The sequence below is a fragment of the Legionella sp. JM-2024 genome, from assembly GCF_055389095.1.
Map to the genome: position 1 here is coordinate 1809755 of NZ_AP039388.1, position 26047 is coordinate 1835801.

Below are 26047 nucleotides of genomic sequence, written 5' to 3' on the forward strand. Positions count from 1 at the left end.
CAACGCGCTAAGTTAAGGAAACCTTTTCCTTAACTTAGTTCAAAGACATATGAAGTGTCTATTTACCTTTTAATTGATTAAGCACCAGTTCAGTAGCTTCATATGTTTTCTGAATTTCCATGTCACCATGTGCGCTTGAAACAAATCCTGCTTCATACATGGATGGTGCGAAATACACACCCTGTGTAAGCATCGCATGGAAAAATTTTTTAAATAAAACTTCATCAGATGAAGCAATATCTGAGTAATTTTCAACACTCCTCTTATCAGTGAAACAAAATCCAAACATTCCGCCCAATGATGAAGTAAAAAATGGAATATTGGCACTTTCTGCTGCCGCTGATAATGCTTTGGTTAATTTAAGGGTAGTGTTACTTAAATCCTTGAAGAAGTTATTTTTCTCAATTTCTTTTAAAGTAGCCAAACCAGCTGCCATTGCTAAAGGATTTCCTGAGAGAGTACCTGCTTGATAAACAGGTCCTTCTGGGGCTAGAAAGGACATGATTTCACGTTTTCCACCTAAAGCTCCTACAGGCATACCCCCACCTATTACTTTTCCAAGTGTTGTTATATCTGGTTTAATACTGAATAAACCCTGTGCTCCATGTAGATCAACTCTAAATCCAGTCATTACTTCATCAAAAATTAATAAAGCATTATATTGATCGCAAAGTTCACGTAGACCTTTTAAAAACTCGGGTTTAGGTAATATAAATCCCATATTACCAGGAACAGGTTCTAGAATTACTGTAGCAATATCATCTGGGTATTTTTCAAATAGCTGAACCACTTGATCCAGATCATTAAAATCAGCGGTCAATGTGTGTTCAGTAATGCTTTGCGGAATACCTGGTGTTGAGGGTATACCAAGAGTAAGTAAACCAGAACCAGCCTTAACTAATAAGCTATCACTATGTCCATGATAACACCCATTAAACTTGATAAATTTATTTTTATTGGTAAATCCACGTGCCAAGCGAATTGCAGTCATAGTTGCTTCCGTACCTGAATTAACCATACGAATTTTTTCTATTGAGGGCATTAATGAGGCAATTTTTTCAGCCAGTTGTATTTCCAGTTCTGTTGGAGCTCCAAAACTCATACCACTATGCAGTACTTTATTGACAGCCTCTATAACTGTTGGATGGCAATGGCCAAGGATTAATGGTCCCCATGATCCAACATAATCAACATATTGTTTGTTATCTACATCGGTAAGATATGCGCCTTTACCGGATTTGAAAAAAATTGGATCGCCGCCTACACTTTTGAAAGCACGGACAGGTGAATTAACACCTCCTGGAATGATTGTTTGAGCTTGGTGAAATAAATCTAAAGAACGACTCATAGAAAATCCTAAAATAATAAATAAGGTTTTAGTCATTATTTCTATTGATTTAGGATGTTCAGGAACTCATATGAACAATTACGTCTTAAGGCTCTTCACGGCTATTGTGTTAGCTGATTAGTAAAGCAGGCCAGAAGTCGCTTCATAATGACTAAACTATATAAGTAACTATCTATTTTGCAAGGCTATGGTACAGTCATTTCGTAAATTTTGCAAAATAGTAGTATTAAACACACATCAAGTAGATATCAGATCGAGTTGATTTAGAACTATTGTTCTGCTTAAATTCAATTCATCATGTGTATTATGAATGATTATAAGTTTGAAGATTGATACATAAGTATCCAATTTCAGTGGAATTGTATATCAGCTATTGATTAGTACAAAATTGCATCAATATGCTTGTATTTAATGTAAATAATAAGTTTGCTGCAGTATCAAATGAGGTTTAACTTTACATAATTGTCAACAGTAGATAAATTAGCACTTTTTTATTGAGTTTAGACTATGCAAGAGTTTAAAAGATACATTTGTGTTATTTGTGGATTTATATATGATGAGGCTGAAGGTTGGCCTGAAGATGGTATTGAGCCAGGCACACGATGGGAGGACGTACCTGAAAACTGGTTTTGTCCAGATTGTGGGGCAGGTAAAGAAGATTTTGAAATGGTTGAAATGGATTAAAATGGCCTCAAAATAACCAACAAAACTATGCCTATCAGTAGTAAGGTAGGCATTTCATTAAAAAACCGATAAAAACGAGAACTTTTTGTGTTTCTATCAAGCGCAAACAATTTAAGGTAGTGGCCACAAACCAAATGATATATCCATAAAATTAAAACCAGCGTAAGCTTGGTGTGCATCCACCCTGCTTTAAGATAATAAGACATATTATAATTTAATAGCCACAAGCCCAAAATGGTAGTAACAAGCCCTGCAGGCCAGGTAATTCCATAATATAATCTTCTTTCCATTATTTTAAACCGTTCAAGACTGATTTTATCCTGGGATTCAGCATGATATACATACAGTCTTGGTAAATAAAATAAACCTGAAAACCAGGCTACCATGGCAATTATATGAAATGCTTTAATGAATAACATACCTATTTCCTTCTCAACTTCTTACGCTTCGCTCGCTCATGTTTAACCAGGTTGAGTGATTCTACTGCTAACGAAAAGCCCATGGCAAAATATAAATATCCTCTAGGTACGTGAAATTCAAATCCATCGGCTACCAATACTGTACCTATTAGAATTAAATAGCTTAGAGCCAGCATTTTAATAGTAGGATGATCACTGATAAATTTACTGACAGGTTCACTTGCCCAGATCATAATGATAATTGCAATGGTAATAGCTAGTGCCATCACCATAAAATGAGATGTTAGTCCAACGGCCGTTAGAACGCTATCCAGTGAAAATATAATATCAAGCAATGCTATTTGAATCACAACACCTCTGAATGTAGCTGTTGAATAAACATTTTTTGAAACAGGCTCGATAGGTGGCTCTTCCATAACATCCTGATGAATCTCATCTGTTGATTTCCAAATTAAAAAAGCACCACCCAATATCAAGAACAAATCACGTGCTGAAAATGACAGACTACCTATAGTCATGATTGGCTTTACCAATTTAACTAAAAATGCAGCAGAGGCCAGTAAGAGTAATCGTGTCATCCAGGCAAAAGTTAAACCCCACCTTCTTGCTTTTTTTCTTTTTTCACGGGGCAATTTTTCTGTCATAATTGACAGAATAACCAGGTTGTCTATTCCAAGAACCACTTCCAGGATAACCAGGGCGGTTAAACTAAGGGATATATCTATAAAATCCATTTAGTATCCTTATGATAAGTATGATGCATCATTTTCGCTAAAATATTTGTAAAGGTAAATGATTCCCTTTGATCATTTGCTTCGTTATAATTAGTCTGTGTTAACAATTCGGTGTTTAAAGCGATCTGCAATGTCCTCTATGTTGATGCTTTTTTGCCGGTACTTATAATTTATGAGGTAATTGTCAACACACCCTAATATCTTTAATCAATCAAGAGAGAAACAACGATCATCAAGTTTATCAAAAAGCTGTTAAGAAAAAACAGGACGCATGGATGTGTAATCGACTTGGCATATATTGTTCCAAGAAATAAGCACAACATATCTAAAGCGGATATTAGCACAAATGCTCTAAAGGTTCTTAACCGTTTAATTAGTCATGGTTTTCAGGCATATATTGTTGGTGGCAGTGTCAGAGATTTATTACTCCATAAGGCACCTAAAGATTTTGATATCGCGACAAATGCTACTCCCAACGAGATAAAAAATTTATTTAAAAACGCTCGCATCATTGGTCGTCGATTTAAGTTAGTCCATATTTTATTTCATCGTGAAGTTATTGAAGTGGCTACTTTTCGAGGTCATGATTCCAGTGATTCCAGTCATCAATTTAATGAGCGTGGGATGCTCGTAAGGGATAATGTTTATGGTTCCCTGGATGAGGATGCATGGCGGCGAGATTTCACGATTAACTCTCTTTATTATAATATTTCTGATTCTTCAATTATTGATTTTACTGGTGGTGTTCAAGACGTTCAACAAAAGCGGATTCGGATAATTGGAGATCCGGTCACACGCTATAAAGAGGACCCAGTGCGTATGCTGAGAGCTGTCCGATTTAGTGCGAAGTTGCATTTTAAACTGTCACCAGAGACAGAAGCCCCCTTCCCTAAAATCAGTCATCTGATTACTCAAGTGTCTAGTTCACGGCTATTTGATGAAATGACTAAACTTTATCAATGTGGGGAAGCTGAAACAGTTCAAAAATTACTTGTTCAATATGGTTTATTTCATTATTTATTTCCTCAGACTAGCGCTTTACTTGAAAGCAATTATCCAGTTAATCCTCTATTGGGCATTGCTCTCGAAAATACTGATACAAGAATACGCGATGGAAAACCAGTAACTCCTGCATTTCTTATTGCTATTTTACTATGGTTTCCAATGATTGAAATCTCTAAAAAATTACAAAAATCCGGATTGGATCCTTTACCATCTATTGAAAAAGCAATGTCCTTGGCGCTTAGTGACCAGAATACAATAATTTCTATTCCGAAGCGCTATAGCCAGGTCATTAGGGAAATTTGGCTTTTACAATACCGTTTTGAAAAAAGACTCGGAGGTAGGGCTTTCAATTTGCTTTTACACCCACGTTTTAGGGCAGCGTATGATTTTATGGCATTAAGGGCATTAGCTGGCGATGAATCGATGGATTTAGCACAGTGGTGGACAACTTTTCAAGAAGTTGATGATAATGAAAAAAACAAAATGGTCGCGCAATTATTTGCGAACAGCCCTGCAAAATCCAAAAAACGTCGTAAACCGAAAGTAATAAAATGAACGTCTGTTATCTCAGCCTGGGTTCAAATCAAAAAAATCCTGAACGTCAAATACGACAGGCCATTAATGAAATTAAACAAATTCCATCAACTTCCCTCGTAAAAATATCCCAATTATATTGGAATAAGGCATGGGGACTTAAGAATCAACAAGATTTTTGTAATGTTATGATAGAAATCAGAACCATTTTATCACCCACAGTACTTTTAAAATGGTGCAAAAAAATTGAAAACAAACATAAGCGAATTAGGAAAAAACAATGGGGGCCACGAACACTTGATATTGATATTGTCTTATTTGGTAGTAGATCAGTTAAAACAAAAAATTTAACAATTCCACATCCATGTTTTCACTTGCGAGATTTTGTTCTTATTCCTCTTCTGGAATTAAAGCCAGATTTATCAGCATCAAATTATCTTAAAAAGTGCGGCTGTATTCGTAACAAGAATATCTAAGGTTTTGGAGATGGATGATTTAAGTGCTCATAGAAGGATGCAGTTACGTTATTTAGGATTATACTCTGACAACATAATCTACTACACTATAACTTAATGATTCTATTTAAAATGAGGTCAACATGTATACAAATATTTTATTTGCAACTGATTTATTAAATGAGCATGTCCATCTCGCAGAAAAAGCTGCAAGTATCGCGAAACAGTTCAATGCCAAACTATATCTTTTACATGTAATCGAATTACCAACAAGTATATTAATAGCCCAAGGACTGGGGTTTACTGAGTTAGCTAACCCTTCAAAAGAGGATGCACAAACCGTACTTTCATTGTTAGGGGAAAATTTACGAATACCCTTAGAGCAGCAATTTGTAGAAATTGGATCAGTAAAAGAACATGTGCTAAATAAGGCAAAAGATTTAAACTGCCAGCTTATTATAATAGGTTCTCATTCTATTATGGGCCTCCCATCAATTTTAGGGAGCACAGCTCATGCTGTAGTAAACCATGCGCATTGCGATGTATTAACTCTTAGAGCAGATTAATCTTGGGAAGAAAGAGAAGACAACAAGTAAAAGTGCAATCGTTGCCAGGGGGAACGTAGTTAAGACGGGATCTTCCTGATTATGATTCAGTCCTATTTGATTCACTATGACCTATTTTTTTAATTTATTTTTTGCTTTTGGCCCATCGCATCAATCGTTTTTTCTTATTAACTTGTCTTTGTGATAATTTATTTTTTTTGTTGGCGAACGGATTAGAACCACCTTTAAATTCAAGTTTTAAAGGAGTACCAATTAATCCCAAATGTTTAACAAATTCATTATTTAAATAACGCTTGTAACTTTCAGGTAAAGCATCAAGTTGATTTCCATGAATAACTACAACTGGTGGATTATGTCCACCCAGATGTGCATAACGTAATTTGATACGGCGACCATTAACACATGGTGGTGTATGCTTTGTACTGATGTCTTGCAGTAATCTGGTTAGTTTTGGTGTAGAAAAAGATTGTGTTGCAGAGCTGTAAGCTTCATTGATGTCTTTGAATAATCCACCTACCCCACTACCATGCAATGCGGAAATAAATCGTATTTTTGCAAAATTTGCAAAGTGCAATCGCCTTGAAAGTTCAGATTTTACAGTTTCCTTATGATCGCCTTCCAAACCATCCCATTTATTTACTGCAATAACTAATGCCTTGCCGGATTCAATAATGAACCCGAGCAAATTCATATCTTGATCTGTAATGCCTTCATTCGCGTCAATAAGTAACATGCAAACATGCGCTTCTTTTATCGCTTGCAGTGTTTTAATAACAGAAAATTTTTCGATTTTTTCATCAACACGTGATTTGCGTCTTACTCCTGCAGTGTCAATGAGGGTGTACTGTTTATCATCTCTTGTAAACGGGATTGAAATACTATCTCGAGTTGTTCCAGGCATATCATAGACTACTACTCTTTCTTCACCTAATATTCTATTAATTAAGGTTGATTTTCCAACATTGGGCCGACCAGCAAAAGCAATCTTGATGGCTTTTTCCTGAGTTGGCTCATGCGTTTCGGATGTAAATGGAGCCAGGATACTTTCGAGTAATGAGCTGATCCCTCCTCCATGAGAAGCAGAAATCGCATGTACATCTATAACTCCTAGAGACTGAAAGTCGGCGCAAGCAATGTCTTCATTCAATCCATCGGTTTTATTAACAACCAAATGTACTTTTTTATTTAGTTTTCTCAATGTTTGGGCGATTTGTTCGTCAATACCAGTTAATCCCGATCGACCATCAACCAGAAAGAGAATGACATCGGCTTCGTTTAAAGCGACTCTTGACTGTTTTGACATCAAAGTATCAACATCAATGTCATCAACCCCTATACCACCAGTATCAACAACAATATAGGATTTATTTTCATATTGGGCTTGCCCATACTGTCTATCCCTCGTTAGGCCAGGAAAATCAGCAACAAGAGCATCTTGCGTCTTGGTCAGTCTATTGAATAAAGTAGACTTTCCTACATTGGGGCGCCCAACCAAGGCAATTACAGGAATCATATCGTTAGCTCACTGAAAGTTGATTGAGCATTCCATTGTCAGTTAATACATACATTTTTTGGCCAGATACACTTGGAGATACTGTTACTCCTCCCGATAGTTGGGAGCGACCGAGTAATTCACCAGTTTGAGTGGACAAGATATGCAGGTATCCTGTCCTATCCCCCACAGCCAAGTCTCCTCCGACTAAAACAGGTGCAGTGAGTCCTCTTGCTTTTAAGGCTGTTTGTTTCCAATTAACCTGACCGGTAAGGCTGTTTAACGACCACAGAACATCATTGCTGTCTGTAAAATACAGGTTATTGTGGCTTAAAAGCATATTTTTATAAACTGATGCTGGTTTTCTCCATAGAAATTGGCCATTGGACAGTGATAAAGCACCAACATATCCCTGATAACTGGCCAAATAGGCAACGTTGTTATTTATTATGGGATCAGAGTCAATGTCAACTAAACGATCAACATCACTTGCACCTGTTCCATAAGCAATACTCCTTTGCCACATTAATCTTCCCGTCTGCAATTCAAGAGCATCTAATTTCCCATCTGAAAACCCTATAAGAATTAAATTATCAACCACGATAGGTGACGAGCTGGCTTTTAGTACCAGACCTGGAGCGCCGTGATCTGCAACCCAAAGTTGTTTACCGTTTACGGCATCAATCGCATAAACTTTCCCATCTATAGTTTTTGCAATAACCTTTTGATGTGATAATGCTGGAGGCGCCAAAACTTCAGCTGACACTTTGTGTTGCCAAATCTCTTTTCCATTAGCTTGATTCAATAATACCAATGTAGAGGCGTTAGTCCCTACAATTACAAAGCCGTCCGCTACAGTTGGTCCACTAACAATATTATTTTTTAATATGGTTGACCATTTTACCTGACCATCTTTTTTGCTGACTGCTTGTACTAATCCACTTGCATCAGCAGTATAAACGATATCTCCACGAATCACTGGCTTAAGATTCAAGTGCTCATTGGATTTACGAGCCTTTCCAACTGGTGCTGTCCAGTTTTGAGCTACTTTAATCTTGGGCTGTATTTCTTTTAGTTGTTTTGGCTGAGGGGTATTATCCTTACCAAACATATAATCATCAATATGAGTACATCCTTGAGCCAAGGTAAATAGTGTTAAAACAAATATTCTGATTTTCATAAAACATAAACCTTTATTAACAATAAAAATTAAGCCGCTTTTATCTTTTTGTCGTCAGTAATCATCGATTGAGTTTTAATTGCTAACTCATTTGTTTTCATTTCTAAAAATAAATTGCCCATTCCGTTTGTTCGTACTTCGTCAATAGCTAGTCGATAAGACTTAATGGCATCCTGATACTGACCTTTTGCGCTATAAATATCACCTTTTAACTCATTAATCACCGGCAGATAGGCATTGTCTTCGACAACACTTAATTCATTTAAAGCATTGGTATAAGCTTTTTCTGCCGCCAGTAGGCGCGCGATTCGTATTTTGGCAATTTGTCTTAGCGGGTTCATTTTGCTCTCAGAAACAACGGCCTGCAACTCATCTCTTGCTTTTTCAAGTTTATTTTTACCAACATAAATTTTTGCAAGTGTCATATGTGCTACATCAGCATAAACTGTGTGCTTATAATCGTTTATTAGTTCATTGGCATACGAGCGCACTGACTTTATATTTTGATTAGAAAAAGCAATCATCATATTTTCATAGGCGATAGATGCTTGTTGCTTTATCTTGTCATCATGCCAATTCATGTATCGGTATCCTGCAATAATAAGAAGCACTATTGATATAACAATAGTTATTATATTTCCGTATCGTTTCCACCATTTTTTGATAACTTCTAATTGTTCTTCTTCCGTCATATAAACAGACATAATACTCTCCTGCCCTCAAGCTAGATAATCTTGTAAAAATTGATTTACGTTAATAAGGGGTATTGACAGTTGTTCTACTTCAGCTCTCAAATCTTTAATACTTACACATTCTTTAGCAATCTCATCGTCTCCCAAAATCAAAGCCAAACGAGCTCCGCTTTTATCTGCTTTTTTAAATTGACTTTTAAAACTTCCCCCCGATGTATTAGTTATAATATTAATTGATGGGTGAGCATTACGAATTGATTCAGCCATAACCAGCGCTTTCAATATTGCTTCTTCACTAGTAGCAATAACAAATATAAATGGTTTATTTTCATTTAAATTCAATAAATTCAAAGTTTCCATTAAAAGAAAAATTCTTTCCAGGCCTAAAGCAAAACCAACTGCAGGAGTAGGAGTTCCACCAAGAAACTCTACCAACATATCGTATCTGCCTCCCGCACATATAGTGGCTTGACTTCCTAATTGATCTGTTACCCATTCGAATACTGTTTGACCATAATAATCCAATCCTCTTACCAAGACTGGATTAATGGAATAAGGGATGCCAAGCGTTTCCAATCCGCTACAAAATGATTGAAAATGCTCGCGGCTTTCGTCTCCCAGAATATCGATTAGTTTAGGAGCATTATGAATCAGTTGCTGAAGAGCAGGGTTTTTACTATCAAGAATTCTTAAAGGGTTTCTATCTAATCGTCTTTTACTATCATCATCTAATATATTAAAATGATCTCGTAAATATTCTACGAGAACAGCGCGATATTTTTGACGTTCTTCCAGCTCACCTAACGAGTTAACTTGTAGTTGCACTGAATGAGAAAAACCTAAATCAGTCCATAATCTGCGACAAATCGATATGAGTTCCAGTTCGATGGATGTACCAGTAATTCCCAGTGCCTCGACTCCGAACTGGTTGAATTGACGGTATCTACCCTTTTGTGGGCGTTCATGACGAAACATGGGGCCTGAGTACCACAATTTTTGTTGTTGATTATGCAATAAACCATGTTCTATGCAGGCACGAACACAGCCTGCCGTACCTTCTGGCCTCAGAGTGATGCTATCACCATTCAAGTCATTGAAAGTATACATTTCTTTTTCAACAATGTCGGTAATTTCACCAATTGTACGTTTAAATAACTGTGTACTTTCAACAATTGGAAAACGAATCTCATTGTAACCGTATCGTGAAAGGCAGTTAACAAAAATTTGTTCAATGAATCGCCATGCCGAGGTATTATCTGGCAATATATCATTCATTCCTCGGATTGCTTGGATTTTCTCAGCCACCTTGTTTCTCCAGAGGCGTCATTTGTGTATTGTTAGGTGTTAATAATGATTCCATTTTTGATAAATCAGTCAATTTAAGTTCAGAGTTGGTTTCACTTATTGATAATCCAGATGTGTTTTCTTTAGGTGAATATAAGGCTTGACTATCCTTGTTTTTTTGCCACCAAATACCAACCGCAACCAACACTCCAATTGCAAATAATATCGTAAACCATCTAATAAAATGCTCAGCTTTATGAGATTCTTTTTTGCTTTGCCATAGGGCAACGCGCTCTGGTTTTTTTTCAAAGGAATATTGTGTGTTAAACACAGTTAAAAATGGTTCAGGTGAAATTCCCAATAATTTTGAATAAGCACGCAAGTATCCTTTTACAAAAACTGGCTCGGGTAATGAATTAAAATCGCCTGCTTCGATTAGTTCTATAATACGAGTACGCAAATGAAGCTTGCTTGCAACATACTCGATTGAGTAGCCCTTTTGTTGACGAATAATTGCCAATTCGTAACCAGGGTTAGTGATTTCGTTATTACCTGTTTCATCCATTGCTGCTGTTGTATTCATTATCTACTCCACTAATATTATTAGTCGGCTCCATTTTTTTGAAGCTGTTTTCATATTCTGCAGCCAGTGTATATTGACCTGTTCTATTAGCTATATCTTTAGCTAGAGCAAGCATTACCCTGTCATTTAATACTAAATCGGGATATTTTTGAAGCAAGTCGAGTGCTTCCGTATCATGGCCCATTTTACTTTGTAACTTCACTAATTCATATAGTGATTCCTTTCTTGATGGATCCTGATTTAATGCCTTTGTAAAATATAAAATGGCTTTATCATGATCAGGAATGGCCATAGCACATAATCCCGCATTTTCATAAGCACCTGAAGTATGGACATAGTTTTGATCTGTAACTGCCTTCAAAAAGTATATTTCAGCACTTTTGTAATCTCCTTGTCGACACAAAAATGTACCATAGTTATTCATCTGTGCTCCTCCGCTTCCTGATAGCGATATTGCTTTTTGATAATATTTCTTAGCTTTTTCCAGTTCCTTGGTTTGTTCAAAATAATAGGCTAATGCTGCATTAACATCTGGTGATTCTGGTTGTTGTTCCAAGGCAGTTAATAATTTCTTTTTTGCTCTTGGCCTATCTCCCTGCTTTAGATATCCTAACCCCAGTTGCATATTAAAAGTGGCTGCTTTGCTAAGATCTGTTTTTTTATTGTTTTGCTCTTCATTGTCTTCTGTGTGTTGGCAGGATTGTGAAAGCAAACATACCATAATTAATAAATATCTCAGGCTTTTTAGCACGATTAACCACTTTACGTTAGAAATGATTCCGCATTATAACTACTTAAGTCCAAATTAAAAATGATTTGTCGCTATTTAATGTGAGATCTATACAAGAAAATAGCTTTATTTGATTTAATCAAGCCAATTATTTTGGCAGGCACAAAAGTGATTATTCCGAGGAAGTAACTATTTCATTTGATTGATTAACTTTGCTGATGAAATGAAGTTTCTGCCATCGCTGTGATCTTGTGGTTTTATCCTTTACCTCACCAGCAAGTTGTCCACATGCTGCATCAATATCATCACCTCGAGTTTTGCGTGTTATAGTATTAATCCCATGGCTCATTAATTTCTCTCTAAATGCGTCTATAACTTCCTGTGGTGATCTTTGATATTGAGTCAGAGGAAATGGATTAAAGGGAATTAAATTCACTTTCGCAGGTACATTTTGCAGTAGTTTAATTAATTGATTGGCATGCTCAGGTTGATCATTAACGCCTTTTAACATAACGTATTCAAAAGTAACCTTTCTTCTTGGTTCGTCCTTAAAATATCGTTTACATAAGGACATTAATTGAGTGAGAGGATATTTTTTATTAATTGGTACCAGTACATTACGTAACTCATCTGTTGGAGCATGTAAGGATACGGCTAAAGCAACTGGACTCACTTCCCTTAAGCGCTCCATTTCTGGTAATACACCAGAAGTGCTTAAGGTAACGCGTCTTTTGGATAATCCATAGGCAAAATCATCCATCATGATGTTCATTGCAGAAACTACATTATCAAAATTAAGTAATGGTTCTCCCATTCCCATCATCACAACGTTTGTGATTCGTTTATCGTGAATACCATGGTCACCCGATAATTCTCGTACTGCCAACCATACTTGTCCAATAATTTCTGCAGTTGACAAGTTTCTATTGAATCCTTGCTTTGCAGTTGAACAAAAAGAACAATTTAATGCACATCCTACTTGTGATGACACACAGAGTGTTCCTCGGTTAGACTCAGGAATAAATACTGTTTCAATACAATTACCGCATTCCAGTTTTAATAGCCATTTATGAGTACCATCAGTGGATTTTTGACAAGCAACGATTTCAGGCAATCCAATATATGCCAATTGAGAAAGCTTCTGTCTTAAAGCTTTCCCTAAATTGGTCATCTGGGTGAAATCAGACATACCAGCCTGATGAATCCACTGAAATAACTGTTGAGCCCTGAAAGGTTTTTCATTCCAAGTGATCAACAACTCTCGTAATTGGGAGTAATTATAATTTAATAGATTCACTTTTTGTTGGTTCATTGCCATTCCAAACCAGCTTTTATCTATCGCATACTTCATGTGGTTCAAAGAAAAATGCTATTTCACGGGCAGCATTTTCCTGGCTATCCGATCCATGCACCGCATTAGCATCGATACTGTCAGCAAAATCAGCGCGTATAGTTCCTGGCGCCGCTTCTTTTGGATTAGTGGCTCCCATAATTTCTCTATTTTTAGCCACAGCACTCTCACCTTTTAATACTTGAATCATTACAGGGCCAGAAATCATAAAAGCAACCAGATCATTAAAAAAGGGTCGTGCACGATGAATATCATAAAAACTTTCAGCTTGTTCGCGTGAGAGCTGTACCATTTTAGCTGCAACGATGTCTAAGCCAGCTTGTTCAAAACGGGTGTAAATTTGACCTATTACAGATTTAGCTACAGCATCAGGTTTAATAATAGATAAAGTTAATTCTTTTGCCATCATGCACTCCAATGAGGTTAAGTTAAAGTGCATTATTATACATGACTTCTTGCTTGTCTGGCTAATAAAAATTCATCTATTCATTTAATAAATTGTCAAACATGCCAATATTATGAAGTGATTTCCGAGAACATAACTACTTGATTCCTTCCTTTGCTTTTTGCCTGATATAATGCTTTATCTGCCGCCTCAATCAATTCGGATGATGTTTTAGCATCCGCTGGATACAATGCGATACCAATTGAAGCGGTAATATGCCCCACTTGTTGCGCGCCGTATTTGATTTGTAATTTAGAGATTGTATTTCTCAAGGTTTCAGCTCTGTTTTTAGCTGATTCAGCATCTATGCCATAGAGAAGGATAATAAATTCTTCACCACCGTATCGAGCAGCGGTGTCACCAAGTCTTGTATCCTCTTGAAGGAGCATTCCTACCTCTTTTAGTGCAGCATCACCGGCATCATGACCAAAGGTATCGTTGATTTTTTTAAAGTGATCTAAATCGATCATCAAAATAGCAAATGAGGTTTTTGAACGTTGTGCTTGGTGCAGTTGTTTAAACAGAAAATCTTCTAAATATCGACGATTGTATAATCCCGTCAGTGGATCACGTATTGATTGATGCCGCAAATTCTCTCTCAGACGGACATTTGCCAGAGCTAATGCGGCCAGTTCAGCAAAAGCAGTAATTAACAAACGTTGATTTTCATTAATCAAGTTCGAGTGTTTTTGATGAACTTCCAAATAAAGTAAGCCATAGATATCATTTTGCGCCATTAAGGGGACACAAAAAAATAATATGTTTTCCTCTTTTTTAGTTGTTATGTGACTACACATTAATTCAAGTCGTGAGGAGCCTCCTTCATGGATTCTACCCATCCGAATAGCCCAACATTGTTCTGGAGTAAAGGTTATCTGATGATCATGAGGGTTCCCCCAACTAGTGGCTTTTTCTAAATAATTTCTAGAAGGATGCATAATAAACAAATAACCACTAGAAAATAAAAGCAGTCGTTGCGAGTATTTGGACATCACTTCACTTAATTCATTTTGTGAATTGCATGCAAGCATGATGTCGCTCATTTCTACTAACAAAGTAATTTGTTCATTTTTATTCTGTAGTTCTTTCATTCCCGCAGCAAGTTTTTGATAGGATTCCTGTAATTCAGTATGCTCCTGAATACGTTTAGTAATATTGCGAACGCTGTGCACAACCCCTGTAATCACCCTATCTCCGTTTTGAATTAATTTAGTGGTTGTTTCATAAATATTTTTATCATTTTCCATATTAACTTCAATAACTTTATTACAATCTGTGTATTGCAATGACTCAGTCCATACTTTTACTAAATCTTTCTTGTCTTCAGGTGTATTGGAAAATGCCTCTTCCAAAGTCATATTAACAATTATTGATTTATTAAAAAGACGTTTAAATTCACGTTGATAAGCTTCATTAAAAATGATAAATCGATAATCATTATCAAGTGCAGCAATCATATCACTAGCACTTTCAATAATTTTTTGTAAACGAACTTGGATGTTTTTATTGTAGGATTCTGTTTTGTTACGCATTGATAATTCAATACTGGCAACAATAAAAGCCAGGATAAGAAAAAGAATACTGATAATATTGCCAGTTATTAGCAGGATAAAACTCGAATCAGCTTTTTGTATGGTATTGATACTTCTTTCCGATAACAATACCAATTCTACTGATTTAATTTCCTGCCCTAAACTTTTAATGTTGTTGGATAGATTCAGTGTTTGGTTAATTAAATTAATTCCTTCTTGTGTATCAAGTTTATTACTTAACTTAAATGTCACGATCTGATTCAGCATTTTCAGCCGTAGCTCAATTCGATCGATGAAATTCAAAACCCGTTTATTTTGTTCTGGATTGTCTTCTGTTAGTACTGCCAGTTTCTCTAAATTCCGTTTTAATTCTGATTTGATAGACTCTACATCGGTTAAAAACTGATCTGCTCCTCTGAGGAGATATCCTCGTTGATTCGACTGAATCTCCACAAAATTATAAAGACAAGAATCCAGGGTCTCAATAACTTCACGGGTATGTTCTTCTCTCTGATTTGCGTTGATTAAATTATTTAGTTGATAATAAGAGATGAAATTAATGATTAATAAAAATCCAATTGAAGCAATAAAAATTAGATTAAGCATGGATCTGCTCATTCTAATTTTATCTAATACTGATTTGAAAAAAGAGATGTTTGGATCCAGTTCATTATGCATTAAACGAATCATCCTTAATTTTGTTTAATATGATTAATTTCCATTAGTAATTATAGTGTAAATTCAAATTAATAAATTAAAGATTGCACTTAGAAAAAATTAATATTAATTGAACTCTTTATCTGTTACAGCAATAGATGAAATACATTGGGATTGATTCTTATCGACTACTTGTATTTGATTAATCCCTCATTTATTGGGCTACAAAACTATTAAATGTCGGTCATTATGATTCACCGATTGTTCTATCAAAATATAAGGGCTCCCTATTAATAGCATCTTGTTCTGGGTTGATTTTGTATTCGGGTAATAGTTTAATTAGCTCCGTAACACGAAGTATTGTTTCATAAAACTGTGTTCTAAATGATTTTGTTTGTTGCCCCATTTGATTGGTTCGATCAGCAAATTCACCAAGTTTCGTATCCAAAGATTCAATAATTTGCAAGAGTCCGCCCAGATGCATGAGAACGGTTTCCTTTATTTCCGCAGTGGAAGAAATCTTTAATGATTGATTCAATTTATCAACGAGTACATCTTTGTTATTCTGTGATTGGTCTTTAACAAGATCACAATGAATTAATGCCTTATTCAATGCTTTTCTGATTGAGCTTTTTTTAATATCAGGATTAACACTTTTATATAATGTGTTTAATTTGGAAAGAGCTGCTTCAAGCTCTATATTCCAATCATGAGCTATTTTCATTAAACTAGCTTGACTTGAAGCAATTAGATTATCTTGTTCCAACTCCAGTTTATGAAACTCATCACCTAACTGAACCAGTTGTTGCCTTTCGTCCTCTAAAGACTCACGAGTACCAGCACCTTGTGAATCTGGTTCTTTGCTGCTTTCGCCTGATAATAAATAATCAATGAATAATTTTTGTGCATAGATATGATAGTCACTTGCTTGTTGAAGCACGATTCCATTAAGCACATTCTTTAAGGGAATTTGCAATAAATAACGATAGAAACTCAATGGTGTGGTAATTGCTTCTAACAATTCATCTTGTGGCAGAGTTATACTATATTTGCCTAATATTCGTTCAGCAGTTATTAATCCATAGGTGGAAAACCATCGGCTCAATTCATCATCTTTTTGTATTTCGTCCATTTTTCATCCAATTTAAATTTTTTAAAGTATATGATATAAGGGCTATTTATTTGAAATTATAGTGTAATTTATGATGTTAAAACGATTAGATAGTGATTTACAAACGTTAAATGATTTTTTGCAAGTGAAAACGCCAAATGAATGGCTGCAATATGCTTCTGAACACATACCTCTTTTATTGCTTGATCATGCTCATTGTGAAAGGAAAGCTGCGGGTACTGCAATTAATTTTATAAGCAAATACCCTGAAAAAGGAGAACTAATTTCAGTAATGGCACCATTAGCGAGGGAGGAGTTGCTCCATTTTGAAAAGGTTATCGATATTATGAAACAAAGGGGGATTTCTTACGCTCCATTGCAGCCTTCAGAATATGCATCCAATTTACATAAATACGTCACTAATAAAGATGGAATGGAACGTCTTTGTGATCAATTAATTATTGGTGCCATCATTGAAGCACGATCTTGTGAGCGATTTAATGCGATAACCCACTATATAGAGGATGATGAGTTAGCTAAATTTTATAGAACATTAGTCAAATCGGAGTGTAGACACTTTGAAGAATACTTGCATTTGGCTAGACTCTATGGCGGAAATCTTAATGGGCGTATCTCACAGTTTTTAGACATAGAGAATGAATTTATTGTATCAAATGATGTCGTATTCCGCTTTCATAGTGGCCTACCTCCCCTCTAAATACGTTAGATAGGCGCTATGCAAATGTTGGTGATTACATCCGTGCTTTATATTGCAAATCCGGATTATATTCGGTTAAGAAATGATCAAGGCCATGATCTGGATCATCCTTTAATCTATTGAATGTTGCTTTATCTAGAGTTGTGCCATTTGAATCAACAAATTTAGTTGGGTCTTGTGGATCAGGAGTGTAATCATTGTCTTTTAACCAAAAATGTATCATTTTTTCAAATATTTCATCGATTTTACCTTTTTCCGTACCTTTGTCTGAGCGAGAAAGAGGTTCGATTTTTAACTTGTTGTCATCAGTAAAACTAACCTCATGTTGTAGCATTGGCAAATCAATTTCAGGATTACCAGTTAGTTTACTGCTGATATAATCTTTAAGAGGCAATACTCCCCAATCCATCAATTTATTTCCAACTGCTGCGCGAAATTCCCTCATGGTCTGGAAATTGGCTTTAACAAGTTCGGAGTACATTTTTAATAAGGTCATGATTGCAGCGCGTGCATCCATATAAGAATTCATCTCTGCCTCAAATACCTCTGTTGCTTTTTGAACCGCATTTTCCCAAAGAGTAATTGTTTGGCCGGAACGAGGATCTTTTATGTATTTATCTTTTTTAAGTTTATCGTCAGCTTCTGCACGAGACCGATTTCTGCTGTCTTCTAATGCTTGGCGTTTTTTGACTATATCATTCTCTATTTCAATTTTTCGAATTCGTTCAAGTTCCTCTTTCATTTCTTTCGATGATTTAGACATTAGACAACTCCTCAATTTGTATCATATTGGGTGAAATAAAGACCTTTTGTATTATCATAACACAAAAGCATAGGCGTGTCATCCCAATCACTTAGAACATATCTTGTTAGTTCGCTTTCTTTATATGAGTAATTAGTTAAGCCAGGTTTGTGAGTATGACCATGGATAAGAGTATCCGTATTATTTTTTGACATATGGTGAATTACTGCAGAATTAACCACATCCATCTGTTCGATCGGTTTATTATTACTGAGACTAATATTTCGAACACTGTTCACTAATCGTTTGCGCATCGATAAGGGAAATTTTAAAAAAACAAATGTAAATAATCTGTTTCTAGTTAACAATCGAAAGCGTTGATGAGACTTATCCTTAATACAATAACGATCGCCATGTACTAATAAGACCTTGCTATCTCCAAGTGTAATGACAGTCGGATCTGTCAACACTTTCCATCCAGCGCGTTTGGCAAATGCCGACCCAAGCAAAAAATCACGATTCCCAGTCATATAATAAACCTCAATACCCTTTTGAGTCAGCGTGCATATTTGCTCTGCAATCGCATTACTCCAGGTATTAATTGAATCATCGCCTGGCCAAGCATGAAAAAAATCGCCGAGAATATAAATTTTTTTTACAGATCGTTGCGCCCAATTTATAAAACTATGAAACCTATCCTGAATGCCTTTATCATCAGGATGCAGATGAAGATCTGAAATAAATACTGCGTCAATCATATAGGCTCAATAACAATATGTTCTTCTGATAAGTAGATTTGACAAGGTCCGTTAATCGGTTCAATGGCATCGCTTAGCCTGTAAAAACCAGCTATGGATACCAATTCAGCATCCAAAGATTGACAAAAAATTCGTGCGTCAATATCACCCGATATTCCTGCCAACGCCCTACCTCGTAAAGTTCCATATACATGAATATTTCCATCTGCCAATAACTCAGCTCCATGACTAACCGAGGAAGCAACTATAAGATCAGTCCCTTTGGCAACAACTTGTTGACCTGATCTTACTGGAGTTGTTAATAACTTCGATTTAACATTCTCTGTAGAAGTAGAAAGGGATTCGGTTGACTCTTCAATTATTGTTTTATCATGCGATGTTGAAGCATTAAGTAAACCCAAACCCTGACACTGAGCTATGGTATCCAGCAAAGGGCTCCCGCCTTGGGTAGCGACAGGAATCATACCATGATTTCGCGCAATCTGGCACAGTTCCTGTAGGTCAAAGTCTAAATGGTTTACGGAAGATAAATCAAAAACTACTGGTGTTCTTTCAAATAGTTTGGGTGCTTTAACAACCGTTTCAGCAAATTGTTGAGAAAAAACGTCTTTGTTAGTATTCAAAACATGCAAAACGGTTAAAGTATACAACCTTCCTTTTAGCTTAAAGGCCTGTGTATTAGTTATATTTTCACTCATTAGCATGATATCCATTAGTGAGATTTTTGTTTATACTATCATGCAGGAAACAATAACAGAAGGATGTCAAAGTGGATAAACGATGGTTTGAACAATACCAAAATGGAGTGCCATATGAAATTGACACAAGTCAATATTTATCCCTAGTGTCTTTATTTAATGAATCATGCAGCTCCTATGCGAAAAGAGTAGCATATTCCAATTTAGGGACTGAAATTACCTATGCTGATTTAGATAACTTAAGTAGAAATTTTGCAGCCTATCTACAACAACTCGATTTGGAAAAAGGAGCAAGAGTCGCAATAATGCTGCCCAATATTTTACAATATCCTGTAGCTATATTCGGTATTTTGCGCGCAGGCTATGTGGCAGTAAACACCAACCCATTATATACTGCGGATGAAGTGATACACCAAATGAATGACTCTGGAGCAGAAGTCATTATTGTGCTTGCCAACTTTGCAAAAACAATTGAAAAGGCTTTGCCTTCCATGCCATCAGTCAAGCATGTCATTATCACTCAAATAGGTGATTTGTTTCCTTCATTTAAACGTTTTATTGTTAATTTTGTTGTTAATCATATAAAAAAATTAGTCCCTGTTTATAAAATTCCTCATGCTGTAGCTTTTAACTATGCTTTGACGGAAGGAGAGCAAGCAACGCTTCATCGAGTAGAGCTTAATCATGACGATATTGCTTTTCTTCAATATACTGGCGGAACTACAGGTGTTGCAAAAGGTGCCATTTTAACGCATGGTAATCTTGTCGCGAATGTGCTGCAAGCTTATACATGGATAGCACCCTTAGGAATAAGCGATCAAGACATTATTATAACCGCACTTCCTCTCTACCATATTTTTTCCTTAACAGCTAACTGTCTGACTTTTATGAAAATTGGTGCTAAAAATATTCTTATCACAAATCCACGTGATATGGGACATTTTATAGATCAAATTAAAAATTCAGGCTTTACAGCGATCACAGGTGTTAATACTTTATATAATTCAATGCTTAATCATCCTAAATTCAAGGAAATTGATTTCAGTAAATTAAAATTAGCACTATCCGGCGGTATGGCATTGCAAAAGAGTGTATCCCTAAAATGGTCAGAAATGACCAAAACTCGTGTTTTGGAAGCTTATGGATTAACTGAGACTAGTCCAGCGGTCACTATAAATCCTATGTATCTTGAGGGGTATAATGGAAGCGTTGGATTGCCTCTTCCATCAACCGATGTATCCATACGTAATGAGAAAGGCAAAGAAATGCCGATTGGTGACAGTGGTGAATTATGTATTAAAGGGCCACAAGTTATGCCTGGCTATTGGAAAAGACCTGATGAAACAGCATTGGTATTTACCAAAGACGGTTTTTTAAGAACAGGCGATATTGCGCGCATGGATGAAGAGGGTTTTATTTATTTAGTAGATAGAAAAAAAGATATGATCGTAGTTTCAGGATTTAATGTATATCCTAATGAAGTAGAACAAGTAATAGGAATGCATCCCGACGTATTAGAAGTAGGAGTTGTAGGGATTATTGACGAAGAATCCGGAGAAAGAGTTAAAGCTTGCATTGTAAGAAAAGATACGACATTAACAGCAGAACAAATTATTAACCATTGTAAAGAGCATTTGACAGCTTATAAAATCCCTAAAGTCGTTGAGTTTTTTGATGAACTCCCAAAAACTAATGTAGGTAAAATTTTGCGCCGTGCTCTTAAAGATAAAGAAATGGAATCCAAACCCTCGCAAAATGAAAAAACTGTGGTTTCTGTTTAGGCAACATAGGTATTCGGGATAATGTTTATCTCGAATACCTCACATTTAAAAGTATTCTGAATATATCCTTAAGTAAGCTCCATCGGATTCTATTTCGAGAAGAATTCTATTTATCTTTTTAATTAATTCAATTTGATCGGGATTAGCCATAATGGCATAGCCTTCTCCGATAGGGATTTTATCACCAATTAATTTATACTCATTAGGTTCAGACGCCATCCAATATTTTGCAGCCTCATAATCCATTAAGCTGGCCTCAACTTGGTTATCGTTCAATCCATCAAGCATATCTTGTATGAGTTTATAAAAAACTATTTGATTGTTGCGGTTTTCTGATAATACTTGATTCGCATAAGGCGTACCTTTTCTTACCCCAATTTTTTTGCCATATAGATCAGGTAAGGAACTGATTGCTGAATCAAAATTAGTTATATATTGTGAATTGCTTTCTAGATAAGGAAGGCTAAAAATAAAACTTTCCTTTCTATCATCAGTGATTATCATAGAAGCAATAACCACATCCACCTTACGATTTTTTAAGGCGAGAAATAAATCATCGAAAATATAAGCTTCGAAAGTGCAATTTGCTTTTAACCTTAAACAGATTTCATTCATCAGATCGATATCGAATCCGTATAAGGAATTTTGATTACCTGACCAAACTTCAAAAGGAGGATTAAATTTTGATATTCCAATCGTTAAATTGAACGAATAGGAATTACAAGAAATAACAGCAAATAAGAGAATTTTGAATAACTTCATAAACTATATCCTTTAATTTAGGAAGTTGGTCTACATTTAATAATGGTACAGAAAACCCAATTTGTACAACTAATTATCTTATTTACGGGTATTCAATCGTTTACACAGTTGATTTCTATTCAGAAGGCTAACTGGCGCATAATTCGTGCTGTAGCTCCCCATATTAATTCTTTATTGGCAATAAATTGACAGGTCATAATACGTCGCCCGTCTTTTTCAAGTCTCAACTCTTTATAATTCTGTGGATTATTTACTAAATCCATAGGCACAAAAATTAATTCACTGACTTCCTGAAGGTTCATAGTGTAGGGAAATACATTTTTAATGCTAGCAAACCAAGGATGAATAATTAAGCCTTGCAGTGTCTTTTCAACTTCTAACTCTCTAATCAATGTTATTCTATCTGATGTGATGCCTAATTCCTCATCCACTTCCCTTAATGCTGTGCTATATAAATTCTGATCTGTTACTTCTTGAAATCCACCAGGAAAACACACCTCTCCTGGATGGTTTCTAAGTTGTTCACTACGTTTGGTAAGAATCAATGAGTTCTTAAAGAGATCATGTAATACAATGACGGATGAATGCGTACCCATTATTTGTTCAGTTTTGTTTGATTCCATTTATAATCGCAGTTAATTTCGTAAAACATTCACGATATTCATCTTCGCATTCAGAGTCAATCACTATCCCCCCTCCTGCTGCCAAATACAAGTCATTGTCCTTGGCTGTAATTGTACGTATTGCAATATTTGAATCAAAACGTCCATGCTTTGAAAAATATGCGATAGAACCACAATAAATTCCTCTTGTATAAAGCTCCTGCTCACTGATAATTTTCATTGTTTCTAATTTTGGGGCTCCAGTAATTGAGCCTCCTGGAAAACAGGAGAAAAATACTTCGATAGGATGGAGCTCATCTCTGCAAATGGCTTGTACATCAGAGACCAAGTGGTGAACTGCATTATAGCTTTGAATAGCGCAAAGGCGCTTTACCCTAACAGTTCCTGGTTTGGCAATTTTACCCAGGTCATTCCTAAGTAAATCTACAATCATTACATTTTCAGCCTTGTTTTTGGGACATTTTAATAATTGTTCTCTCAATTGTTTGTCTATTACGGGGTTGTTTGAACGGTGTATAGTACCTTTTATAGGTGAGGTTAAAATTTCACTATTATCACATAGTAAAAAGCGCTCAGGAGAGAAACTTAAAATATCGGCTTCATCAGTCCTCATAAAAGCAGAGTACGGAACAGGATTATTTGTACTAACTGCCTGATACATAGCCCAGGGATCACCTTTGAATTTTGCTTGAAATGGTTGAGTATAATTCACCTGATACGAGCGCCCTACTCTCAATGATTGTTGAATGGCATTAAATGAATCACTGTAGTGCTCCTTGGAAATCAAAGGAGTAAACTCGTTTTGTAATGAAAACATTACAGGCTGAATGAGCTCCTTACTTAATATCTCCTTTACTTCCTCTAAAATATTGGTTGTTGATGAGTGACTATTTGCAGCGAATAAAGTCACTTTTTTCAAGTCATGATCTACTATGATCGCCCAATCGTAGAGCCCTAGATTTAACAATGGCATATTGGTTAAATCATTTGCTGGTTGTTTTTTAAGATCATGCAATAAAGAGCCAAAATCATAAGAAACGTATCCTATAGCTCCTCCCTGAAAAGGTAGACTAAGCTTTGAATGTTCTATTTTGATTTTATTTTTTAATTCCATTAATGCCAGGTCTTTATCCTGGGAATTATCCTTAATAATTATATTTTCATAGGGATATGCACTTAAAATATCATAACGACCGATCGACTGATCAGTACTCTGAAGAAGTACAAACCCAGGTAAATGGCAAAGCTTGGCATAGGATTCGGGTAAAAAACTGTAGTAATCAAAAGAAATAACTGTGCTATTAATCAAATTTAATCACCTTACAACATCACTTATTTTGGATATTGATTTACAAAAAAGTAAATAAAACATACTATGTCCATTTTTTAACCTTTATATCATAAAAATTGTATGCGAATTTATTTCAAAAATGTCACTTATCAAGCCAAACCTCTTATCTGGACTTTTGATGAGAGCACTAATTCGGCAAAATGTAATTATAAAATTGCAGGAAGTAAAGATAGCATTAATCCCGAGTTAGTAAATAATGAATTAAAGGATATTATTGGTGTTCAAATTGTTGATGGTATAGCCTGTATTGATAATATCCAAGAGTTTCGCAAACGCTATCCCTTCACTTTGGTTTCCCTTTTCGAAACGAATCAAACGGAGCCAGGTGGAGTTAGGACCTCCTTTTTTAGTAAAAGTTTCGCTTCATTACCAGCAACCAGTGACCCAACTCATTCAACAGAAAGTGGAATAAGATCTGCGAGAACTAGAACTGAACTGGTTAGAAGCTCTCTAGATCTGGAAACATTGCTGGCCGATTATAGAGGTGAGACGCTTGTATACGAAAAGGACTTAAAGGACAATAATGAAATCAATCTTAAACGATTAGCTGCTTTAAAAGTTCATTCAAGTACTTCCATCAATTTATCCATTCAAGTCATTAAAAATATTGACTATTACTATATCCGCCAATTGCAAATGCAGTTGATACGGAGTTTGTTTGAGGAAATTTTTATCTCATCTTTACGTACTTTCAGAGAAGGACAATCAGTTCCTAAATCGGTTATGAACTATTTCACGAATGCTATCAGAAGTATCATGATAAATAGTAAATATAATACCCATGACACAGCATTTGAAATAAGTTATTACCAGGAAGGTGAACCAATCCCTTGTGAAGAAAATTACAGAGTCCGAGAAATATACGCAAGAACCATGTTGAAAGATTTACAGTATTTTGCGTCCGATTTGCCTCTTTCAAGCACAATTAATGATTTGGAACTGAGATCATGGCTTGAAGATTTTAAAAAGCATATTCAATTACACCAGCAAAAACTTGATTTGATTTTACGCAAATTAACACTGCTTACTATTTGCGTAGGCTTGATTGAGCATGATAATAAAAAATTGACTTTAGATGCTTGTGTTGAAGAGGGACACATTGATTTCTCACTACTTTTGAAGCATATTAAAGCATCGCAAATGGGTAATATGACACTTGGTTTTGCGTTGAATCAGCTAAATATGTACTACGAAATTCCAGAAACGTCATTAGACGAATTACCTCCCAAAATCCATCCAATTCGCTCGATCGTACAATCCAGCTTTAAAATTTTTATAGCTAACCATTTAAAGAAAGGCTCTTTGCCAGAAAGCGAAATTAATCATCATATGGATGCTATCATTAATGCGCTATTACCTGAATTTATGAGTTGTACACAAGGTAACTCCAGAGCTACTCCAGCAAAATGGATATCTCATACCTTGAAGTCTTCCGATCAGGATTTGTATATGAGTGATGAATGGGGGGCTTTATTGATGAGTAAAATTAAAGCCAGTACAAAGGATTTGGCTTTCAATAAAAAAGATTCTAAAAATATTGAGCTTTGGAAAAAACAGGTAATAATTGCAATTAAAGATTTTCTAGTTATGCAATTAAATCAACTAAATAGTGAATCTCAATTAGATACACAACTATCGGAAGAAATAAAAGCCAATTTGATGTAAAAGTTTTAGGTATGAGTGATTATATTTCCTTTCTCATACCTACTCAATTAATTTGAGTAAATCCCATACAACCTTTTTATCTGTGATTCCTGCTAATTTACTGGTTTTTCAATTAATTTGTGAGTATGCTATGCCAACGCGTTGTTG

At 35.6% G+C, this 26047-nt stretch carries 26 protein-coding genes; 7 read left to right on the forward strand and 19 right to left on the reverse strand.

Annotated features, from left to right (window positions below; all coding sequences use genetic code 11):
* Nucleotides 1-58: 58 nt before the first annotated feature.
* Nucleotides 59-1348, reverse strand: coding sequence for a glutamate-1-semialdehyde 2,1-aminomutase (gene hemL, locus ACZ5EK_RS08045; RefSeq protein ID WP_464428873.1), 1290 nt, complete (start codon nucleotides 1346-1348; stop codon nucleotides 59-61).
* 507 nt (nucleotides 1349-1855) lie between these two features.
* Between hemL and ACZ5EK_RS08050 the strand changes: the two genes are divergently transcribed.
* Entirely contained in the window at nucleotides 1856-2032 is a 177-nt protein-coding gene (locus tag ACZ5EK_RS08050) for a rubredoxin (protein WP_464428875.1), read from the forward strand.
* Here ACZ5EK_RS08050 and hemJ read toward each other — a convergent pair.
* Nucleotides 2029-2451 carry a protoporphyrinogen oxidase HemJ gene (gene hemJ, locus ACZ5EK_RS08055; RefSeq protein ID WP_464428878.1) on the reverse strand — a complete coding sequence of 141 codons (423 nt, stop codon included), beginning with the start codon at nucleotides 2449-2451 and terminating at the stop codon, nucleotides 2029-2031. The two genes, ACZ5EK_RS08050 and hemJ, sit on opposite strands and share 4 nt — an antisense overlap.
* 2 nt (nucleotides 2452-2453) lie before the next feature.
* Entirely contained in the window at nucleotides 2454-3185 is a 732-nt protein-coding gene (locus tag ACZ5EK_RS08060) for a TerC family protein (protein WP_464428881.1), read from the reverse strand.
* A gap of 288 nt (nucleotides 3186-3473) precedes the next feature.
* On the opposite strand from ACZ5EK_RS08060, the gene pcnB reads away from it, so the two are divergent.
* From pcnB to ACZ5EK_RS08075, 3 genes are all read left to right on the forward strand, one after another.
* Nucleotides 3474-4745, forward strand: a complete 1272-nt coding sequence (gene pcnB / locus ACZ5EK_RS08065; protein WP_464428882.1) for a polynucleotide adenylyltransferase PcnB — start codon at nucleotides 3474-3476, stop codon at nucleotides 4743-4745.
* A complete protein-coding gene (gene folK, locus ACZ5EK_RS08070) occupies nucleotides 4742-5200 on the forward strand; it encodes a 2-amino-4-hydroxy-6-hydroxymethyldihydropteridine diphosphokinase (RefSeq protein WP_464428885.1) in 459 nt (152 codons plus the stop codon). The genes pcnB and folK overlap by 4 nt, the downstream gene beginning before the upstream one ends.
* A 122-nt stretch (nucleotides 5201-5322) precedes the next feature.
* A complete protein-coding gene (locus ACZ5EK_RS08075; RefSeq protein WP_464428887.1) occupies nucleotides 5323-5745 on the forward strand; it encodes a universal stress protein in 423 nt (140 codons plus the stop codon).
* A 124-nt stretch (nucleotides 5746-5869) separates the two neighbouring features.
* On the opposite strand, the gene der is transcribed toward ACZ5EK_RS08075, so the two are convergent.
* The 10 genes from der to ACZ5EK_RS08125 all read right to left on the reverse strand — a co-directional run bounded on the left by der (nucleotide 5870) and on the right by ACZ5EK_RS08125 (nucleotide 16823).
* A complete protein-coding gene (gene der, locus ACZ5EK_RS08080; protein ID WP_464428889.1) occupies nucleotides 5870-7258 on the reverse strand; it encodes a ribosome biogenesis GTPase Der in 1389 nt (462 codons plus the stop codon).
* A gap of 4 nt (nucleotides 7259-7262) precedes the next feature.
* Entirely contained in the window at nucleotides 7263-8417 is a 1155-nt protein-coding gene (gene bamB, locus ACZ5EK_RS08085; RefSeq protein WP_464428892.1) for an outer membrane protein assembly factor BamB, read from the reverse strand.
* A gap of 29 nt (nucleotides 8418-8446) precedes the next feature.
* Entirely contained in the window at nucleotides 8447-9121 is a 675-nt protein-coding gene (locus ACZ5EK_RS08090; RefSeq protein WP_464428895.1) for a YfgM family protein, read from the reverse strand.
* A 15-nt stretch (nucleotides 9122-9136) separates the two neighbouring features.
* Nucleotides 9137-10384, reverse strand: coding sequence for a histidine--tRNA ligase (gene hisS, locus ACZ5EK_RS08095; protein ID WP_464432470.1), 1248 nt, complete (start codon nucleotides 10382-10384; stop codon nucleotides 9137-9139).
* A 22-nt stretch (nucleotides 10385-10406) separates the two neighbouring features.
* Nucleotides 10407-10976 (reverse strand): helix-turn-helix domain-containing protein, encoded by a 570-nt coding sequence (locus tag ACZ5EK_RS08100; RefSeq protein WP_464428898.1) that lies wholly within the window; start codon nucleotides 10974-10976, stop codon nucleotides 10407-10409.
* On the reverse strand, nucleotides 10951-11727 hold the full coding sequence (pilW, locus tag ACZ5EK_RS08105; protein ID WP_464428899.1) for a type IV pilus biogenesis/stability protein PilW: 777 nt from the start codon (nucleotides 11725-11727) through the stop codon (nucleotides 10951-10953). The genes ACZ5EK_RS08100 and pilW overlap by 26 nt, the downstream gene beginning before the upstream one ends.
* A 151-nt stretch (nucleotides 11728-11878) precedes the next feature.
* A complete protein-coding gene (gene rlmN, locus ACZ5EK_RS08110) occupies nucleotides 11879-13018 on the reverse strand; it encodes a dual-specificity RNA methyltransferase RlmN (RefSeq protein WP_464428902.1) in 1140 nt (379 codons plus the stop codon).
* 19 nt (nucleotides 13019-13037) lie between these two features.
* Entirely contained in the window at nucleotides 13038-13463 is a 426-nt protein-coding gene (ndk, locus tag ACZ5EK_RS08115) for a nucleoside-diphosphate kinase (protein WP_464428905.1), read from the reverse strand.
* 110 nt (nucleotides 13464-13573) lie between these two features.
* Nucleotides 13574-15640: a diguanylate cyclase gene (locus tag ACZ5EK_RS08120; protein ID WP_464428907.1), complete on the reverse strand. Its 2067-nt coding sequence runs from the start codon at nucleotides 15638-15640 to the stop codon at nucleotides 13574-13576.
* A 298-nt stretch (nucleotides 15641-15938) separates the two neighbouring features.
* Entirely contained in the window at nucleotides 15939-16823 is an 885-nt protein-coding gene (locus ACZ5EK_RS08125) for a hypothetical protein (protein WP_464428909.1), read from the reverse strand.
* Nucleotides 16824-16896: 73 nt separating this feature from the next.
* Between ACZ5EK_RS08125 and ACZ5EK_RS08130 the strand changes: the two genes are divergently transcribed.
* Nucleotides 16897-17520 carry a MiaE family protein gene (locus ACZ5EK_RS08130; RefSeq protein WP_464432471.1) on the forward strand — a complete coding sequence of 208 codons (624 nt, stop codon included), beginning with the start codon at nucleotides 16897-16899 and terminating at the stop codon, nucleotides 17518-17520.
* Between the two features lie 34 nt (nucleotides 17521-17554).
* Here ACZ5EK_RS08130 and ACZ5EK_RS08135 read toward each other — a convergent pair whose 3' ends face one another.
* Genes ACZ5EK_RS08135 through minC form a run of 3 tightly spaced genes read right to left on the reverse strand, consistent with a single transcriptional unit; the run spans nucleotide 17555 to nucleotide 19718 of the window.
* Nucleotides 17555-18283, reverse strand: a complete 729-nt coding sequence (locus ACZ5EK_RS08135; protein WP_464428910.1) for a hydrolase — start codon at nucleotides 18281-18283, stop codon at nucleotides 17555-17557.
* Nucleotides 18284-18294: 11 nt separating this feature from the next.
* The gene (locus ACZ5EK_RS08140; RefSeq protein ID WP_464428913.1) at nucleotides 18295-19020 is read right to left on the reverse strand and encodes a UDP-2,3-diacylglucosamine diphosphatase; all 726 of its coding nucleotides are present in this window, start codon (nucleotides 19018-19020) and stop codon (nucleotides 18295-18297) included.
* On the reverse strand, nucleotides 19017-19718 hold the full coding sequence (gene minC / locus ACZ5EK_RS08145; protein WP_464428915.1) for a septum site-determining protein MinC: 702 nt from the start codon (nucleotides 19716-19718) through the stop codon (nucleotides 19017-19019). The genes ACZ5EK_RS08140 and minC overlap by 4 nt, the downstream gene beginning before the upstream one ends.
* A 71-nt stretch (nucleotides 19719-19789) precedes the next feature.
* On the opposite strand from minC, the gene ACZ5EK_RS08150 reads away from it, so the two are divergent.
* Complete coding sequence (locus ACZ5EK_RS08150; RefSeq protein ID WP_464428917.1) at nucleotides 19790-21499, forward strand: AMP-binding protein; 1710 nt, start codon at nucleotides 19790-19792, stop codon at nucleotides 21497-21499.
* A 45-nt stretch (nucleotides 21500-21544) separates the two neighbouring features.
* Here ACZ5EK_RS08150 and ACZ5EK_RS08155 read toward each other — a convergent pair whose 3' ends face one another.
* The 3 genes from ACZ5EK_RS08155 to pabB all read right to left on the reverse strand — a co-directional run bounded on the left by ACZ5EK_RS08155 (nucleotide 21545) and on the right by pabB (nucleotide 24193).
* Nucleotides 21545-22261, reverse strand: coding sequence for a transporter substrate-binding domain-containing protein (locus ACZ5EK_RS08155; protein WP_464428919.1), 717 nt, complete (start codon nucleotides 22259-22261; stop codon nucleotides 21545-21547).
* Between the two features lie 119 nt (nucleotides 22262-22380).
* The gene (locus ACZ5EK_RS08160; RefSeq protein WP_464428922.1) at nucleotides 22381-22884 is read right to left on the reverse strand and encodes an NUDIX hydrolase; all 504 of its coding nucleotides are present in this window, start codon (nucleotides 22882-22884) and stop codon (nucleotides 22381-22383) included.
* Nucleotides 22865-24193 carry an aminodeoxychorismate synthase component I gene (gene pabB / locus ACZ5EK_RS08165; RefSeq protein WP_464428924.1) on the reverse strand — a complete coding sequence of 443 codons (1329 nt, stop codon included), beginning with the start codon at nucleotides 24191-24193 and terminating at the stop codon, nucleotides 22865-22867. Before pabB ends, ACZ5EK_RS08160 begins: the two co-directional genes overlap by 20 nt.
* 102 nt (nucleotides 24194-24295) lie before the next feature.
* Here pabB and ACZ5EK_RS08170 point away from each other — a divergent pair, with 102 nt between their 5' ends.
* Nucleotides 24296-25900: a hypothetical protein gene (locus tag ACZ5EK_RS08170; RefSeq protein ID WP_464428925.1), complete on the forward strand. Its 1605-nt coding sequence runs from the start codon at nucleotides 24296-24298 to the stop codon at nucleotides 25898-25900.
* The last annotated feature ends 147 nt before the right edge of the window (nucleotides 25901-26047 follow it).